The sequence below is a fragment of the Pseudomonas sp. GW456-L13 genome, from assembly GCF_017350115.1.
Taxonomy (GTDB): domain Bacteria; phylum Pseudomonadota; class Gammaproteobacteria; order Pseudomonadales; family Pseudomonadaceae; genus Aquipseudomonas; species Aquipseudomonas jessenii.
Genome location: NZ_JACNAS010000002.1, coordinates 2,012,484 through 2,028,818 on the forward strand (window position 1 = coordinate 2,012,484; position 16,335 = coordinate 2,028,818).

The 16,335-nt window shown below is 61.7% G+C and carries 10 protein-coding genes; 9 read left to right on the plus strand and 1 reads right to left on the minus strand.

Annotated features, from left to right (window positions below; translation table 11 throughout):
• Positions 1-115: 115 nt before the first annotated feature.
• Entirely contained in the window at positions 116-2,056 is a 1,941-nt protein-coding gene (locus J4D25_RS23350; RefSeq protein WP_241781147.1) for a BCCT family transporter, read from the minus strand.
• 381 nt (positions 2,057-2,437) lie between these two features.
• Between J4D25_RS23350 and betI the strand changes: the two genes are divergently transcribed.
• The 9 genes from betI (at position 2,438) to yccS (ending at position 16,316) form a co-directional block, all read left to right on the plus strand.
• A complete protein-coding gene (gene betI, locus J4D25_RS23355; protein ID WP_007985937.1) occupies positions 2,438-3,031 on the plus strand; it encodes a transcriptional regulator BetI in 594 nt (197 codons plus the stop codon).
• A 62-nt stretch (positions 3,032-3,093) separates the two neighbouring features.
• On the plus strand, positions 3,094-4,566 hold the full coding sequence (gene betB, locus J4D25_RS23360) for a betaine-aldehyde dehydrogenase (protein WP_057712979.1): 1,473 nt from the start codon (positions 3,094-3,096) through the stop codon (positions 4,564-4,566).
• Between the two features lie 204 nt (positions 4,567-4,770).
• Complete coding sequence (gene betA, locus J4D25_RS23365) at positions 4,771-6,471, plus strand: choline dehydrogenase (RefSeq protein WP_057712978.1); 1,701 nt, start codon at positions 4,771-4,773, stop codon at positions 6,469-6,471.
• A 284-nt stretch (positions 6,472-6,755) separates the two neighbouring features.
• A complete protein-coding gene (locus tag J4D25_RS23370; RefSeq protein ID WP_057712977.1) occupies positions 6,756-8,198 on the plus strand; it encodes a TldD/PmbA family protein in 1,443 nt (480 codons plus the stop codon).
• The gene (locus J4D25_RS23375) at positions 8,198-9,535 is read left to right on the plus strand and encodes a TldD/PmbA family protein (protein ID WP_057712976.1); all 1,338 of its coding nucleotides are present in this window, start codon (positions 8,198-8,200) and stop codon (positions 9,533-9,535) included. Before J4D25_RS23370 ends, J4D25_RS23375 begins: the two co-directional genes overlap by 1 nt.
• A 169-nt stretch (positions 9,536-9,704) precedes the next feature.
• Positions 9,705-11,132 (plus strand): multidrug transporter subunit MdtD, encoded by a 1,428-nt coding sequence (gene mdtD / locus J4D25_RS23380; RefSeq protein WP_057712975.1) that lies wholly within the window; start codon positions 9,705-9,707, stop codon positions 11,130-11,132.
• A 105-nt stretch (positions 11,133-11,237) separates the two neighbouring features.
• A complete protein-coding gene (gene dbpA / locus J4D25_RS23385; RefSeq protein WP_235863953.1) occupies positions 11,238-12,575 on the plus strand; it encodes an ATP-dependent RNA helicase DbpA in 1,338 nt (445 codons plus the stop codon).
• Between the two features lie 150 nt (positions 12,576-12,725).
• Positions 12,726-13,904 carry an NAD(P)/FAD-dependent oxidoreductase gene (locus J4D25_RS23390; RefSeq protein ID WP_057712973.1) on the plus strand — a complete coding sequence of 393 codons (1,179 nt, stop codon included), beginning with the start codon at positions 12,726-12,728 and terminating at the stop codon, positions 13,902-13,904.
• Between the two features lie 228 nt (positions 13,905-14,132).
• Positions 14,133-16,316, plus strand: coding sequence for a YccS family putative transporter (gene yccS / locus J4D25_RS23395; protein WP_057712972.1), 2,184 nt, complete (start codon positions 14,133-14,135; stop codon positions 16,314-16,316).
• Positions 16,317-16,335 lie beyond the last annotated feature (19 nt).

Sequence of the window (16,335 nt, forward strand, 5' to 3'; positions counted from 1 at the left end):
GCAAGCCCGCTCCCACATTTGATCTGCGGTGTTCACAAATCCAATGTGGGAGCGGGCTTGCTCGCGAAGAATGCGATGCGGTGCCTCAGACAGAAACACCGCATCACTTCACAACTCAGCTATAGACGCGGCCAAGGAGCTGCCGATGGCTTTCAAACTGATCGAGCACGTCACGGGTGATCTGATCCTGGGTGAAGCCCATCAAGTCGTAGTCCTGGCTACCGTTGTGCAGATACACCTCGGCACGATAGTAACGCTGACGCGCCTCATCGGACTGAGCCGATTCGGTTGGCGTGGCCAGGTAGCCATCCAGGCTGACTTCGTAGACAAACGGGTTGCCCTCTTCCATCTCGACCCGTACGCCCATGCAACGCTTGGACTTGCCCAGCAGCGTCTGCACTTCCAGGCCTTGCGTACGCAGCTGCACAGCCGCATCGTCCAGCGCCGGAGTCACGTGCTTGTCCATGAAGCGCTGCACCACCGACTGGCTCGGTTGCAGGTCCAGTTGGGTCAAGCGCTCGCTGAAACCACGGCGACCACGTGCCGCCAGTTCCGCTTGCTCCTGTTCGATCTGCACGTCCTGGCGCATGGCCTTGTGCAAGCCGAACATGAAGAACACCAGCACCACCGAGAACGGCAGACCGGCCAGCACCACCATGGTTTGCATGGCTTCGAAGTTGCCGGCGAACAGCAGGCCGATGGTCACCAGGGTGATCACCGCCGACCAGAAGATCCGCAGCCAGTGCGGCGCGTCTTCGTCGACATTGCCGCCCTTGCACGAAAGGTTGGCCATCATCACCGCGCCGGAGTCCGCCGGGGTCAGGAACAGCACGAAACCGACAAAGATCGACACGCCGATCACCACCTTCGACGCCGGGTAGTGCTCAAGCAACTGGTAGATCGCCATGGACGGCTGTTCCAGCGCCGTCTTCCCGAGCTCCACCGCCCCATGGTTCATCACCAGGTCCAGGGCCGAGTTACCGAAGATCGACAGCCACGCCAGGGTGAAGCCCAGCGGAATCAGCAGCACGCCGGCTACCAGTTCGCGCACGGTGCGACCACGGGAAATACGCGCGATGAACATGCCCACGAATGGCGCCCAGGAAATCCACCAAGCCCAGTAGAACAGGGTCCACAGGCCCAGCCAGCGGTCGGACTTCTCACTGTCGCCTTCGTACACATACAGATCGAAAGTCTTCAGCACCACGCCGTTCAGGTAGTCACCGACGTTCTGTACGAAGCCGTTGAGCAGGTGCAAGGTCGGGCCGAACAACAGGACGAAAATCAGCAGGCCGCTGAACAGCACGATGTTGAGGTTGGACAGACGGCGGATGCCGTTTTCCACGCCCGACACGGCAGCGATGGTCGCCACGGTGCTCATCACGATGATCACGATCAGCAGGTTGGTGTTGCTGTGCTCCATGCCGAACAGGTTTTCCAGACCCGACGACACTTGCAGCGAACCGATCCCCAGGTTCGTCACCAGCCCCAGCAGGGTCACGAACATGCCGAAACCGTCCACCGCGTGCCCGGCCGCGCCCTTGACCCAACGCTCTCCCACCAGCGGATACAACGCCGAACGCAACGCCAGCGGCTGGTTGTGCCGGTAGGCAAAGTACGCCACGGCCAGGCCGACCAGCGCGTAGATCGCCCAGCCATGCAAGCCCCAGTGCAGGAAGGTCAACTGCACCGCCTGACGGGCCGCCAGGTTGCTGCCAGCCACGCCTTCCGGCGGGTTGAAGTAGTGGTCCAGCGGCTCGGACGCGCCGAAGTACAGCAGCGAAATACCGATACCCGAGGAGAACAGCATCCCCGCCCAGGCGCCATAGCTGAAGTCCGGGGTGTCGTCTTTGCTGCCCAGTTTCAATTTGCCGTAGGACGAAAACGCCAGACCAACGACAAAAATCAGGTAGGCGGCGATCACCACCATGTAGTACCAGCCGAAGCTGCGGGACAACCAGGCTTGCGCCGTACCCAGCATTCTGCCGGCCTCTTGCGGGGCGATGATCAGAATGGCGGTCAACAACAGAATCAACGCGGTAGAGGTGTAGAACACCCAACCGTTGACCGTCACCTTCTCGGGTGGGGTCTTTATTAGCGAGGCAGAACTCATGGCACAGATGCTCCGGGCAGTGCGAGAGAAGAACGCAAGACAAACGAGTTACCCGACCAATCGGTTAGTGGGCAGCCGACCGGCGGGTGATATAAAGACAGCCCGAAAAAAGCCCGAAGCCCTTGAGACGCCGTGGCGTATAGGCTTCGAGCTATTTCGGATGTCGGTTTGCCGCCATTTACATGTAGGAAAAATCTGTAAGCAGCGACGATTTGTCGCAGATCTTATTCTTTGTTGATTGAACGTTCAATCAAAACAAAATAGACTGGCCCTCAAGCCGATGGACGTTCTGCGTCTGCGGGAAGGCCTAAGGAGATGTGCAAGATGCCCAAGGTCGGTATGCAACCCATCCGCCGCCAGCAATTGATCGAAGCCACTTTGCAGGCCGTCGATCAGGTCGGAATGGGGGACGCCAGCATTGCGCTGATCGCCCGTTTGGCCGGTGTCTCGAATGGCATCATCAGTCACTACTTTCAGGACAAGAATGGCCTGATCGCCGCCACCATGGGGTACCTGATGACCGTCCTGAGCGAGAACGTCACCCTGCGCCGACAGGCGCTGACAGATGACAGCCCGAGGGCTCATCTGCAGGTGATCATCGAAGGCAACTTCGACGCCAGCCAGGTCAATGGCCCGGCAATGAAAACCTGGCTGGCCTTCTGGGCCACCAGCATGCACCAGCCGTCTTTGCACAGGTTGCAGCGGATCAACGATCACCGTCTGTATTCCAACCTGTGCTGCCAGTTTCGCCGCGTGCTGCCGCTCAATGATGCACGCAGTGCCGCCCGAGGCCTGGCAGCGTTGATCGACGGCCTGTGGTTGCGCGGCGCGTTGTCGGGAGATGCTTTCGACACCGAGCAGGCGCAACAGATTGCTTACGAATACATGGATACCCAACTGGCCAAGCGGGTGAGTTAGAGCACACATAAACGCTCAACCACCGAACCGCGCCAGCCACTTAATGCTCTTGCGAGGACTTTATGGCCCGTTTCGAACTGCAAAAACTCTACATCGATGGCGCGTACAGCGACGCCAGCAGCGACGCCACTTTCGAAGCCATCAACCCGGCTAACGGTGAAGTCCTCGCAAAAGTGCAACGTGCTACCAAGGAAGACGTCGAACGCGCCGTCGTCAGCGCCGAAAAGGGCCAGAAGATCTGGGCCGCCATGACCGCCATGGAGCGTTCGCGCATCCTGCGTCGCGCCGTGGAAATCCTGCGCGAGCGCAACGACGAACTGGCCGCCCTGGAAACCCTGGACACCGGCAAGGCCTACTCCGAAACCCGCTACGTCGACATCGTCACCGGCGCTGACGTGCTGGAGTACTACGCAGGCCTGGTACCGGCCATCGAAGGCGAGCAGATTCCGCTGCGCACCACTTCGTTCGTCTACACCCGTCGCGAGCCGCTGGGCGTCGTGGCCGGTATCGGCGCGTGGAACTACCCGATCCAGATCGCCCTGTGGAAATCCGCACCAGCCCTGGCGGCCGGTAACGCGATGATCTTCAAGCCAAGCGAAGTCACCTCGCTGACCACCCTGAAACTGGCCGAGATCTACACCGAAGCCGGCGTGCCAAACGGCGTGTTCAACGTCCTGACCGGCAGTGGCCGTGAAGTCGGCACCTGGCTGACCGAACACCCGCGCATCGAGAAAGTCTCGTTCACCGGCGGCACCGATACCGGCAAGAAAGTCATGGCCAGCGCTTCGAGCTCTTCGCTCAAGGACGTGACCATGGAACTGGGTGGCAAGTCGCCGCTGATCATCTGCGACGACGCCGACCTCGATCGCGCCGCCGACACCGCGATGATGGCCAACTTCTACAGCTCCGGCCAGGTTTGCACCAACGGCACTCGCGTGTTCGTACCGGCTCACCTGAAGGCCGCTTTCGAAGCCAAGATCGCTGAGCGCGTTGCGCGCATCCGCATCGGCAACCCGGAAGACGAAAACACCAACTTCGGTCCGCTGGTCAGCTTTGCGCACATGGAAAGCGTGCTGGGCTACATCGCCAAGGGCAAGGAAGAAGGTGCCCGCCTGCTGTGCGGCGGTGAGCGCCTGACCGACGGTGAATTCGCCAAGGGTGCGTTCGTGGCGCCGACCGTGTTCACCGACTGCACCGACGACATGACCATCGTCCGTGAAGAAATCTTTGGCCCGGTGATGGCGATCCTCTCCTACGAAACCGAAGAAGAAGTGATCCGCCGCGCCAACGACACCGACTTCGGCCTGGCCGCCGGTATCGTCACCAAGGACCTGAACCGCGCCCACCGTGTGATTCATCAGCTGGAAGCCGGTATCTGCTGGATCAACGCCTGGGGCGAATCCGACGCGAAGATGCCGGTCGGTGGCTACAAGCAGTCGGGTGTCGGCCGTGAGAACGGCATCAGTTCGCTGAACAACTTCACCCGCATCAAATCGGTACAGGTCGAGCTGGGCGATTACGTCTCGGTGTTCTAAGTACTGCGAGGTCTCTGTGGCGAGGGGGCTTGCCCCCGTTGGGCTGCGAAGCAGCCCCCTCTCCAGACACCGCAAGTCTTCAGATAGAAAGCAGTCGCTGATTTTACGACTGCTGCGCAGCCGAACGGGGGCAAGCCCCCTCGCCACAGGTTGTGCAGTGTCCCAGCGACCGCGACCTGACCAACTTCAAAGAGGGTGCATTCAATGTCCCAAGAATTCGACTACATCATCATCGGTGCCGGCTCTGCCGGTAACACCCTGGCGACCCGTCTGACCGAAGACGCAGGCGTCACCGTCCTGCTGCTCGAAGCGGGCGGCCCGGACTACCGTTCCGATTTCCGCACACAGATGCCGGCCGCCCTGGCGTTCCCGCTGCAAGGCCGTCGCTACAACTGGGCCTACGAAACCGATCCGGAGCCACACATGGACGGTCGTCGCATGGAGTGCGGTCGCGGCAAGGGCCTGGGCGGTTCCTCGCTGATCAACGGCATGTGCTACATCCGCGGCAACGCCATGGACTACGACGGCTGGGCAAAATTGCCAGGCCTTGAGGACTGGTCGTACCTGGACTGCCTGCCGTATTTCCGTAAAGCGGAAACCCGCGACATCGGCCCTAACGACTACCACGGTGGCGACGGCCCGGTCAGCGTGACCACGCCGAAAGCCGGCAACAACCCGCTGTTCCACGCCATGGTTGAAGCCGGCGTGCAGGCCGGTTACCCGCGCACAGAAGACTTGAACGGCTACCAGCAGGAAGGCTTCGGCCCGATGGACCGCACCGTGACGCCGAAAGGTCGTCGTGCCTCCACCGCCCGCGGCTACCTGGACGTCGCCAAGAAGCGTTCGACCCTGACCATCGTCACCCACGCCCTGACCGACAAGATCCTGTTCGAAGGCAAGCGTGCGGTCGGCGTGCGTTACCTGGTCGGCGCCGCCGAGGAGCGCGTTGAAGTCAAGGCGCGCAAGGAAGTGCTGCTGTGCTCCGGCGCCATCGCTTCGCCGCAGATCCTTCAACGCTCCGGCGTCGGCCCTGCCGAACTGCTGAACAAACTCGACATTCCGGTGGTCCACGACCTGCCGGGCGTTGGTGAAAACCTGCAGGATCACCTTGAGCTGTACCTGCAATACGCTTGCACCCAACCGGTCTCGCTGTACCCGTCGCTGCTCTGGTACAACCAGCCGGCCATCGGTGCCGAGTGGCTGTTCAACGGCACCGGGATCGGCGCCAGCAACCAGTTCGAAGCCGGCGGTTTCATCCGTACCCGTCCGGAGTTCGAATGGCCGAACATCCAGTACCACTTCCTGCCGGTAGCGATTAACTACAACGGCAGCAACGGTGTGAAAGAGCACGGCTTCCAGGCGCACATGGGCTCCATGCGTTCGCCAAGCCGCGGGCGCATCCAGGCCAAGTCCAAGGATCCGCGCCAGCACCCGAGCATCCTGTTCAACTACATGGCCACCGAGCAGGACTGGCAAGAGTTCCGCGACGGCATCCGCCTGACCCGGGAAATCATGCAGCAACCTGCACTGGACGCCTTCCGCGGTCGCGAGATCAGCCCGGGCATCGAGGTGCAAACCGACGAGCAACTGGACAAGTTCATCCGCGAACACGCCGAAACCGCGTTCCACCCGTCCTGCTCGTGCAAGATGGGCACCGACGAAATGGCCGTGGTCGATAGCGAAGGTCGCGTGCATGGCATGCAAGGCCTGCGTGTGGTCGATGCGTCGATCATGCCGATCATCACCACCGGCAACCTCAATGCACCGACGATCATGATGGCCGAGAAAATTGCCGACAAGATCCGTGGTCGCAAGCCATTGCCACGCAGCACCGCCACTTACTATGTGGCGGGTGAAGCGCCGGTGAAGGGCAAGCCGGTGCGGGAAGTGAGCCAGACTGCATAAGTCGCTACACCGCGTCACGGCCAATCGCGAGCAAGCTCGCTCCCACAGGTTTCGGGTTGGATTGCAGATTTGTGATCCAGCCCGGACTACTGTGGGAGCGAGCTTGCTCGCGATGGGGCCCTGACAACCAACACACATCTTCCGGCCGAACCCGATAATCCCTCTCTACACCGTTTCACCCTTGATCCTCCCCCCTCGCAGGCCTAATCTAGCGCCACGCAATCGTTTCACCTCTCCCCTCGCAGCACCGCTCCATCGCCACTCCATACCCAGGAGGTTCACGAATGTTCGATTTCTACCCCCAGCTCAAGCAGCGCTTCGCTGCCTTGCGCACGGGTGCTGAATTCTTTTCCCTGCGTTATGTGCGCGAATCCGGGCAGTACCTGTCGGTGCGCAAGAACGTCGCCGAACCACCGAGCCTGAGCCGCGACGAAGGGGCGATGCTGACCGTGCGGGTCAATGGCGTCGAGGCCTATGCAGCCACCAACGACCTGTCGCAACAGGGCCTGCAAGCCGCCCTCGAACGCGCCGAATTCCAGGCCCGTCGACTCAAGCCCCACGCCTTGCTGGACCTGCGCGAGCAGGCTGTTTCCAGCGACCGCGCCGATTACTTTTCACCCAACCTCGACCAGGCCTTCCCGTCCCTGAGCGACTGCTTCCAACTGCTTGGCACCGAGTCGGCCGCCGTGCCCAAGGACGAGCGCCTGGTGAACTGGCAGGTCAGCCTCGGTATCACCCACGTCGAGCAGATCTACCTCAACAGCGCCGGTGCCGAACTGCGCCAGGCCCAACGCTTTGTGTACCCCGGCCTGGACGTCACGGCCTACGACGGCAACGACAGCCAGACCCGCAGCCTTGGCCGCGAGAACTTCGGCCAGCAAGGCGCCGCGGACGTCATCAGCCGCTGCGGCCTGATCGGTGCCGGTGCCCAGGTGGCCGATCAGGCCCTGCAATTGCTCCTGGCGCCAAACACCCCGCAAGGCAAGCGCGACCTGCTGCTGATGCCCGACCAGATGATGTTGCAAATCCACGAGTCCATCGGCCATCCGCTGGAACTGGACCGCATCCTCGGCGACGAGCGCAATTACGCCGGTACCAGTTTCGTCAAAGCCAGCGATTTCGGCCACCTGCAATACGGTTCCGGCCTGCTCAACGTGACCTTCGATCCCGACATCCCCGAGGAGCTCGCCAGTTACGGTCATGACGACGACGGTACGCCCGCCAGCAAACAGTTCCTGATCCGCGAAGGCCTGTTGTTGCGCCCGCTGGGTGGTGCGTTGTCGCAATTCCGTGCCGGCATGGACGGCGTCGCCAACAGCCGCGCCTGCGGCTGGAACCGCCCACCCATCGACCGCATGGCCAACCTCAATATCGAGCCCGGCGATCAGTCCATCGAACAACTGATCGCTGGCATCGAACACGGCGTGCTGATGTCGACCAACCGCTCATGGTCGATCGACGATGCACGCAACAAATTCCAGTTCGGCTGCGAATGGGGCCAACTGATCGAAAACGGCGAACTCAAGGGCGTGGTGAAGAATCCCAACTATAGGGGCATCTCCGCGCAGTTCTGGAAAAGCCTCAGCGCCGTCGGCGATGCCGGTACCCTCAAGGTCCTCGGCACTCCGAACTGCGGCAAGGGCGAACCGAACCAGGTGATCCGCGTCGGCCACGCGTCACCGGCCTGCGTGTTCAGCAACGTTGATGTATTCGGAGGAGACGCCTGATGAATCCTTCAAACAGCCAGTCCGCGTCGTTCAAGGCGCTGGTCAACAGCCTGCGTGCAGCCCTGCACGAGCCCGAGCAGTTCACCCTCAGCTACGCCGCCGAGTCGTCGGCCTTCGTGCGTTTCAACCACGCCAAGGTGCGTCAGGCCGGTCAGGTGCAGCAGGCGAGTATCGGCTTGAAGCTGATCAACGAAGGCCGCCATGCCGATCTGAACATCACCCTGGCCGGCGATCCCCAGGTTGATCTGCGACGTTTGACCGAAGGCCTGCAACAGCTGCGGGAAACCTTGCCGCTGCTGCCTCCGGATCCTTATTTACTGCTCAACCACAATGGCTGGCAGAGCAACAACGTGCAGTCGCATCCACTGCCGGACACCGAACAGGTGGTCGCGCAAATCACCCAGGCCGCCGAAGGCCTGGATCTTGTCGGTTTCTACGCTGCCGGACCGATCAGTCGCGGCTTTGCCAGTTCTTCGGGTGCCTTCGGCTGGCATCAGGCCAACAGCTTCAATTTCGACTTCAGCCTGTTCCACGAGAATGGCCAGGCCGTGAAAGCCAGCTACGCCGGGCACGACTGGAACAGCGAAGGCTTTGCCAAACGCTTCCAGCAAGCCCGCGAGCAGCTTGAGTTTCTGGGCCGGCCACTGCGCACTTTGGCGCCCGGCCAATACCGCGCCTACCTGGCACCGGCGGCGCTGGAAGAAATCATGGGCATGCTGTGCTGGGGGGGATTCTCTGCACAGTCGATTGCCAGCAAAAGCAGCCCGCTGCAAAAGCTCTACGGTGGCGACAGCACGTTCAGCCCGCTGGTCTCGCTGGATGAAAAAGTCAGCGGCTCGCTGAGCCCGGCGTTTTCCGATGAAGGTTATCCACGCAGCGACCTGGGCTTGATCGTCGACGGCAAGGCCGGGGCACAACTGGTCAGCTCGCGCAGCGCCGCGGAATACGGCTTGACCGCCAATGGCGCCAGCGGCGGTGAATCACCGAGCGCGCTGAACATGAAAGCCGGGGCATTGCCTGACGCGGACATCCTCAAGCAACTGGGCACCGGGTTGTACATCAGCAACCTGTGGTACCTGAACTTCTCGGATCAACCGGCCGCCCGCCTGACCGGCATGACCCGGTTTGCCACGTTCTGGGTCGAAAACGGCGAGATTCAAGCACCGGTCAACACCATGCGATTTGATGACAGCGCCTTCAGCCTGCTCGGTTCGCAGCTGGAAGCATTGACCCAGGAGCGGGAACTGTTGCTGTCGGCGAGTACGTACAGCCAGCGGGCGACGGCGTCGGCGTTATTGCCGGGGGCGCTCGTAAACCGGCTCACATTAACGCTGTAACCACAAACTCCCAGAACACCGGGAACCTTGTGGGAGCGAGCTTGCTCGCGATGAGGCCATTTCATTCAACATCATTGTCGACTGATCTACCGCTATCGCGAGCAAGCTCGCTCCCACAATGACTGTGATCACAAATCATTTAGCATTGACTTCATCCACAAGAGGTCCCATGCCCAACCGCCCGCCTCTCGACGCGGTGACTGCCCGCTGGATACCCTGGGTCGTCGCCATTGCCTTCTTCATGCAGTCCCTCGACGGGACGATCCTCAACACCGCCCTGCCCGCCATGGCCCGGGACCTGGCCGAAGATCCGCTGCGCATGCAAGGTGTGATCATCGCCTACATGCTCACGGTCGCCTTGCTGATTCCCGCGTCCGGCTGGATCGCCGATCGCTTCGGCACCAGAAAAATCTTCTTCAGTGCGATTTTGCTGTTCAGCCTCGGCTCGCTGCTCTGCGCATTGTCGACCAGCCTGACCCAGTTGATCGGCTCCCGGGTGATCCAGGGCTTGGGCGGCGCGTTGATGCTGCCGGTCGGGCGGCTGGTGGTGTTGCGCGCCTACCCGCGCTCGGAGCTGGTGCGGATCATGGGTTTCATCACCATTCCCGGGCTGCTCGGCCCGTTGATCGGCCCGACCATGGGCGGCTGGATGGTGCAATACCTGACATGGCACTGGATCTTCCTGATCAACCTGCCGGTGGGGCTGGTTGGTTGCTACGCCGTGTGGAAGTTCATCCCGGACCTGCGCGGCACCGAGCGCACCCGTTTCGATAGCCTGGGCTTCGTGCTGTTCGGCGCGGCGATGATTCTGATCACCATCGCCATGGAAGGCCTGGGCGAACTGCACCTGCCGCACCTGCGGGTGATGTTGCTGCTGTTCGGCGGCATGGCGTGCCTGGCAGCGTACTGGCTACGTGCCGGGCATATCGAAAACCCGCTGTTCGCGCCGTCGTTGTTCAAGACCCGGACCTTTGCCGTGGGCATTCTCGGCAACCTGTTCGCCCGCCTCGGCAGCGGCGCCCTGCCCTTTCTGGTGCCGTTGCTGCTGCAAGTGGCGCTGGGCTATTCGCCGTCCCAGGCCGGGATGAGCATGCTGCCGCTGGCGGCGGCGGCGATGATCGCCAAGTGGGTGGCGCGGCCGCTGATCGAACATCTGGGTTACCGCATCGTGCTCACCGGCAACACCCTGGCGCTGGGGATCATGCTGGCGAGCATGGGCCTGGTCAGCGAGCAGACGCCGTACTGGCTGCTGCTGTGCCAGCTGGCGATCCTTGGCGCGATCAACTCCTTGCAGTTCACCGCAATGAACACCGTGACCCTGATCGACCTCGACGATGCCAGCGCCAGCAGCGGCAACAGCCTGCTGTCGGTGGTCGCGCAATTGTCACTGAGTCTGGGGGTAGCCTGCGCCGGTGCATTGCTCGGCGGGTTCACGGCCGAGATCGGAAATGACGGCGTGGACACGGTTTTGGGCGCCTTTCAACTGACGTTTGTGACGGTTGGAATCATGGCAATGCTGGCCGCGACGATCTTTTCCCAGCTGTCACGGAATGACGGACGGCGAGTCAAACGTCCGGAAGAACACATAGAGCCTTAGGGCGAATGGCCACCGGGCTGGTACACTGCGCGACATTTTGTTTTGCAGGCCAGTCCCGTGACCACCATCGCCACCGAATTTAATACTTTGCCGCTGTCCGCCGCCATGCTGGCTAACCTCGACTCCCTCGGTTATGCCCAGATGACGCCGATCCAGGCGCAAAGCTTGCCGGTGATCCTCAAGGGGATGGACCTGATCGCCCAGGCCAAGACCGGCAGCGGCAAGACCGCCGCGTTCGGCATCGGCCTGCTGAACCCGATCAATCCGCGTTACTTCGGTTGCCAGGCGCTGATCCTGTGCCCGACCCGCGAGCTGGCCGACCAGGTCGCCAAGGAAATCCGCCGCCTGGCCCGTGCCGAAGACAACATCAAGGTCCTGACCCTGTGCGGCGGCGTGTCCCTCGGCCCGCAGATCGCTTCGCTGGAACACGGCGCGCACATCATCGTCGGCACGCCGGGGCGCATCCAGCAGCACCTGCGCAAGGGCTCGCTGGTGCTCCACGGCCTGAACACCCTGATCCTCGACGAAGCCGACCGCATGCTCGACATGGGTTTCTACGATTCCATCGAAGAAATCATCATGCAGGCTCCGGAACGTCGCCAGACCTTGCTGTTCTCCGCTACCTACCCGGTAGGCATCAAGCAGTTGGCCTCGAAGTTCATGCGCAACCCGCAGCAGGTCAAGGCCGAGGCGTTCCACGACGACACGCAGATCGAGCAGCGCTTCTACGAGATTTCCCCGGATGACCGCATGAGTGCGGTGACCAAGGTGCTCGGCCACTTCCGTCCGGCCTCCTGCGTGGCCTTCTGCTTCACCAAGCAGCAAGTTCAGGAAACCGTCGATCACCTGACCGCCAAGGGCATCTCCGCCGTCGGCCTGCACGGCGATCTGGAACAACGTGACCGCGACCAGGTGCTGGCGATGTTCGCCAACCGCAGCACTTCGGTGCTGGTGGCAACCGACGTCGCAGCGCGCGGCCTCGATATCGATTCCCTGGACATGGTGATCAACGTCGAACTGGCCCGTGATTCGGAAATCCACATTCACCGCGTCGGCCGTACTGGCCGCGCCGGTGAGAAAGGCCTCGCGATCAGCCTGGTGGCGCCGTCCGAAGCACAGCGCGCCCAGGCTATCGAGCAATTGCAGAAGACACCATTGACCTGGGATCAGGTGGACAACCTCACCTCCAAGGGTGGTGGTCCGCTGTTGCCGCAGATGAGCACCCTGTGCATCGCTGGCGGCCGTAAGGACAAGGTTCGTCCGGGCGACATTCTTGGCGCACTGACCGGTGACGCCGGCATCCCCGGTGCCCAGGTCGGCAAGATCGCGATTTTCGACTTCCAGGCCTATGTGGCCGTGGAGCGCGGCGTCGCCAAGCAGGCCTTGCAGCGTTTGAACGACGGCAAGATCAAGGGCCGTTCGTTGCGCGTTCGCATCCTGTAACAACACGCACTTCCCCCTGTAGGAGCGAGCCTGCTCGCGAAAAACCTGAGCTCACCGCGGTGAGCCAGACTGCCAGCGTTATCGTTCACGCCCATCGCGAGCAAGCTCGCTCCTACAGGGACCGCAATAGTTTTTTGTGAGGACACCGTTTTGCGCTCTACCGAAGTCGTGATCATTGGCGCTGGCGCCGCAGGGTTGATGTGTGCACTGACCGCCGCCGGGCGCGGGCGCAAGGTGTTGCTGCTCGACCACGCCAACAAGGCTGGCAAGAAAATCCTGATGTCGGGCGGTGGCCGCTGCAATTTCACCAACATGTACACTGAACCGAGCAATTTCCTCTCGCAGAACGCGCACTTCTGCAAATCCGCCCTGGCCCGCTATACCCAGTGGGATTTCATCGGCATGGTGGCCAAGCACGGCGTGCCGTACCACGAGAAAAAACTCGGCCAGTTGTTCTGCGATAACAAATCCAGTGACATTCTCGAAATGCTGCTCAACGAGTGCAATCAGGTCGGCGTCAGCCTGCACCTGGACACCTCGATCCAGACCATCGAGAGGCTTGAAAAAGGCTACTTGCTCGACACGACGCTTGACCAAATCACCTGCGAATCCCTGGTGATCGCCACCGGTGGCCTGTCGATCCCGACCCTGGGCGCCACCGGTTTCGGCTATCAAGTGGCCAAGCAGTTCGGCCACGAACTGCTGCCGACCCGCGCCGGCCTGGTGCCGTTCACCATTACCGATCAGCTCAAAGCCTTGTGCACCGAGTTGTCCGGTACGTCGGTGGATTGCCTGGTGAGCTGCAACGACCAGAGCTTCCGCGAGAACATCCTGTTCACCCACCGCGGCCTCAGCGGCCCGGCGATTTTGCAGATCTCGTCGTTCTGGGAATCCGGCGATACCGTCGAGATCAACCTTCTGCCGGATCACGACGTACCGAGCTGGCTGCAACAGCAACAGGCCGAACGCCCCAACAGCGAGCTGAAAACCCTGCTCGGTGAAATCTTCACCAAGAAGATGGCCAATCTGCTGGCGGACAACTGGTTCGTCTCCAAACCGATGAAGCAGTACACCCACGCGGAACTGGCCGATATCGCGGAAAAACTGGCGAGCTGGAAAGTCGTGCCGGCGGGCACCGAAGGCTATCGCACCGCCGAGGTGACCCTGGGCGGCGTCAACACTAATGAAGTGTCGTCCAAGACCATGGAATCGCTGAAGAGCCCGGGGCTGTACTTCATCGGCGAAGTGCTCGACGTGACCGGGCATCTGGGCGGGTTCAACTTCCAGTGGGCGTGGGCATCGGGCTACGCGGCTGCGCAGTACGTCTGATTCAAAAATCAATACAACCCCTGTGGGAGCGAGCTTGCTCGCGATGAGGCCATAACATTCAACAGAGATGTTGACTGACAGGCTGCCATCGCGAGCAAGCTCGCTCCCACAGTGGTTTGAAGTGCCTGACAAGGAACAGATTTTGCTGTCTGATGTGATCGACGCCATTGCGTCGGCGTCATTAGTGGCTCAATTTAGCGTCATTGCCTCGGAAGGCCTTCGCATTTCATGTCATCGACTTCGTTCCGCCAGTCTCTGCGTCGCCTTTGGGCGCTGGATAAGTTCAGCTACAGCGTGCGGGTATTCATTGCCCTGACCGGCACCATGGCGCTGTGTTGGTATCAGGATGAAATGGGCCTTCTGATCCCGTTGTTCCTGGGGATCATCGCCAGTGCCCTGGCCGAGACCGACGACAGCTGGCAGGGCCGTCTCAACGCACTGGCGGTGACGCTGGTGTGTTTCGCGGTCGCCGCCCTCTCCGTCGAACTGCTCTTCCCCTACCCCCCGCTGTTTATCATCGCCTTCGCCCTGGCCGCGTTCTGCCTGACCATGCTCGGCGCCCTCGGCGAGCGTTATGGTGCGATTGCCTCGGCGACGTTGATCCTGTCGGTCTACACCATGATCGGCGTGGACCAGCGTGGCGGTGCGGTCACCGACGTCTGGCACGAGCCGATGCTGCTGGTGGCCGGTGCTGCCTGGTACGGCTTGCTGTCGGTGTTGTGGCAGGCGCTGTTTTCCAATCAGCCGGTGCAGCAGAGCCTGGCGCGGCTGTTCCGCGAGCTGGGCTTTTACCTGAAGCTCAAATCCTCGCTGTTCGAGCCGATCCGACAGATGGACGTGGAGGCGCGGCGCCTGGAGTTGGCTCAACAGAACGGCCGGGTGGTGGCGGCACTCAACGCCGCCAAGGAGATCATCCTGCACCGGGTCGGCAACGGGCGCCCGGGGTCGAAAGTCAGCCGCTACCTCAAACTGTACTTCCTCGCCCAGGACATCCACGAGCGTGCCAGTTCGTCGCACTACCCGTACAACGCCCTGGCCGACGCCTTCTTCCACAGCGACGTACTGTTCCGCTGCCAGCGCCTGTTGCGCCAGCAAGGCAAGGCCTGCCGGGCCTTGGCCGAATCGATCCAGATGCGCCAGCCGTTCACCTATGACGCCAGTTTCGCCGAGGCACTGAGCGACCTGGATGCCTCTCTCGAACACCTGCGCATCCAGAGCAACCCGGCCTGGCGCGGCTTGCTGCGTTCACTGCGGGCACTGGCGGCCAACCTCGGCACCCTCGACCGCCTGCTCAGCGATGCCAGTAACCCCGACGCCCTGGCCGACGCCACCGACAGCAGCCTGCTCGACCGTTCGCCGCGCAGCCTCAAGGACGTGTGGCTTCGCTTGCGCACGCAGCTGACGCCGACCTCGCTGCTGTTCCGCCATGCCCTGCGATTGCCCCTGGCCTTGAGCATCGGCTACGCCATGGTGCATTTGATTCACCCGTCCCAAGGCTACTGGATCATCCTCACTACGCTGTTCGTCTGCCAACCGAACTACGGCGCCACTCGCCGCAAACTCGGTCAACGGATCATCGGCACCGCCATTGGCCTGACACTGGCCTGGGCGCTGTTCGACCTGTTCCCGAACCCGCTGATCCAGTCATGCTTCGCCATCGCCGCCGGGGTGGTGTTCTTTACCAACCGCACCACCCGCTACACCCTGGCGACGGCGGCAATCACCCTGATGGTGCTGTTCTGCTTCAACCAGGTAGGTGACGGTTACGGACTGTTCCTGCCACGCTTGTTCGATACCTTGCTCGGCAGCCTGATTGCCGGGCTGGCGGTGTTCCTGTTCCTGCCGGACTGGCAGGGCCGACGCCTGAACAAAGTGCTGGCCAACACCCTGGCCTGCAACAGCATTTACCTGCGCCAGATCATGCAGCAATACGCTGCGGGTAAAAGCGACGACCTGGCTTACCGCCTGGCCCGCCGCAACGCGCACAACGCCGACGCGGCACTGTCGACCACTCTGGCCAACATGCTGATGGAGCCGGGACATTTCCGAAAGGAGGCGGATGTGGGCTTCCGCTTCCTGGTGCTGTCACACACGCTACTCAGTTACCTGTCGGGCCTGGGCGCGCACCGGGAAATCCAACTGCCGACGGACGTGCGTGAACATTTGATCGAAGGGGCCGGAGTGAAACTGGCCGCCAGCATCGACGAGATCGCCCAAGGGCTGGCGAGCAAGTCTTCGATTGAAATTCAGAGCGATGAAGAAGAAGCACTGGCCAATGAACTGGAACAGATGCCTGATGAAATCGATGAGGGGCAGCGGCTGGTGCAGACGCAACTGGCGCTGATCTGCCGGCAGTTGGGGCCGCTGAGGACGTTGGCGGCGCATCTGATCAAGGACACCAGTGAGGATTGAGATCTGTGGTGTCTGGGCG

Bases quoted from the DNA above. Each gene is read 5' to 3' on its own strand.
- yccS (WP_057712972.1), top strand. From the start codon at position 14,133: ATGTCATCGACTTCGTTCCGCCAGTCTCTGCGTCGCCTTTGGGCGCTG.
- J4D25_RS23370 (WP_057712977.1), top strand. From the start codon at position 6,756: ATGTTCGATTTCTACCCCCAGCTCAAGCAGCGCTTCGCTGCCTTGCGC.
- J4D25_RS23375 (WP_057712976.1), top strand. From the start codon at position 8,198: ATGAATCCTTCAAACAGCCAGTCCGCGTCGTTCAAGGCGCTGGTCAAC.
- betI (WP_007985937.1), top strand. From the start codon at position 2,438: ATGCCCAAGGTCGGTATGCAACCCATCCGCCGCCAGCAATTGATCGAA.
- dbpA (WP_235863953.1), top strand. From the start codon at position 11,238: ATGCTGGCTAACCTCGACTCCCTCGGTTATGCCCAGATGACGCCGATC.
- betB (WP_057712979.1), top strand. From the start codon at position 3,094: ATGGCCCGTTTCGAACTGCAAAAACTCTACATCGATGGCGCGTACAGC.
- betA (WP_057712978.1), top strand. From the start codon at position 4,771: ATGTCCCAAGAATTCGACTACATCATCATCGGTGCCGGCTCTGCCGGT.
- mdtD (WP_057712975.1), top strand. From the start codon at position 9,705: ATGCCCAACCGCCCGCCTCTCGACGCGGTGACTGCCCGCTGGATACCC.